Annotated in this window: 1 protein-coding gene; it reads left to right on the top strand. The window is 54.2% G+C overall.

Annotated elements, in window-relative coordinates; all coding sequences use genetic code 11:
- A partial coding sequence (locus ACFO6W_RS26395) for a hypothetical protein (protein ID WP_380002171.1) occupies positions 1-1,551 on the top strand: 1,551 nt, incomplete at both ends.

Here is a 1,551-nt window from a genome sequence, read left to right as displayed (position 1 = left end):
TGCCATGCCTGCTGACGAGGCTAAGGTCAATACGGTCGATGTGCTGTGCTTCCAGACAGACCCCGGCTACCCGACGGATGTGGACAGGGGAACCTTCCTCTACCGTGCCACCGTAGGATATACGGCAGGCGCTTCGACCTTTAGCGTTATCCTGGCCGAACAGGCGGAAAACCAGACGCTCGTCGTGCTGGCCAATTGCCGCACTCAGGTCGAATCACTGCTGAGTACGATCTCCAGGGGTGACACCAAAGCGAGTGTTATCAGCAGCCTTGTGCTGTCGCAGAGTACCGCTTTCGACGCCTCCACCATGACAGGCATCCCGATGTGGGGCGAGATCACCAACCAGGACGTTACGGCTAGCTATGCTCCCGTAGGGCTGCAGGTCTTCCTGACGCGTATGCTGGCCCGGATCAATATCACCAATACCGAAGCTGACTTCGTCCTGCAGGAGGCTTACCTGTACAACCCCCGCCAGAAAGGCAGCATGATCCCGGATAACTGGAACAGCGTGCAGAAAATCGTTAATGCACCTACTGTCGTAGCAGGCGCGGAGATGCCCCGCGGCACAACGTTCGGGCCTTTCACCACTTCGGCAACGAACAAAATCGAGAATAAGATCTTTACCTTCGAGGCCGATAACATCGCCAAGGCCGGAGCAGATCCGCTGGACGCCACCTGCCTGGTCGTAGGCGGCTTATACAAAGGAACAACATCGTATTACCGTGTAGAAATGAAGGATTACGGCGGCGACAATTTCATCGATGTTAAACGCAACTATACATATAATGTAACTCTCGATGGGATAGACTTTGAAGGCGCGGGCCAACCGGCCGATGCCTACACCGGGCGCGCAATGATCAAAGCCACCGTGGAAGCGTGGAACGACCGCCATGCCATGGTGACTGCCGGCAATAACCACCTGAAGGTCTCCACCAACGTTTTGTCCTTCCCATCGAGCGTCGGCAATGACATCATTGACGTATTCACAGACCATCCGGACGGGTGGGTAATCGATAAGATCGAGGGCCCCTCAGGAGAAACCATCGATTGGCTCACCGCCACTCCCGACAACGGGGCAGCCAACGTGACCCAGCCTTTGACCATAGACGTTCTTGAGGCCGGGCTTGTAAACCGCTCCGCTTTTATCCATCTCAAGGCGGATAATATGACAGTAGTAATTACTGTTAATCAGCTACGGAAAGAGACGTTGACGCTCTCTAAGAATATCGACGCCGCGGGCTCGTTCAACGACATATCGGGACTTTACAATAGCAACGAGGAGGTCCAACTTCCGGCCACTTCAGATAACGACGGATACGTATGGGACGGGTGGTACAATACATCATCCGGACAAAAGGTCGCGGGGGATCCTAGACAGCCGGTAATCAGTCTCACCAACGGTTACAACCATGAATACCAAGCACGGTGGATTGAAATACCTACCATCAAACAGGGTACAAAATTGGGGACCGGGGACGGACATTTACTGTTTAACGGTGAGGAGGGCCCTTACTACCCATACGATGGCGAGACGATAATCGTTACGGGAAC

This window comes from Dysgonomonas termitidis, assembly GCF_042654545.1.
Classification (GTDB): domain Bacteria; phylum Bacteroidota; class Bacteroidia; order Bacteroidales; family Dysgonomonadaceae; genus Dysgonomonas; species Dysgonomonas termitidis.
Note: the sequence above shows the minus strand (reverse complement) of the source record. Positions and strands in the feature narration are given on the sequence as shown.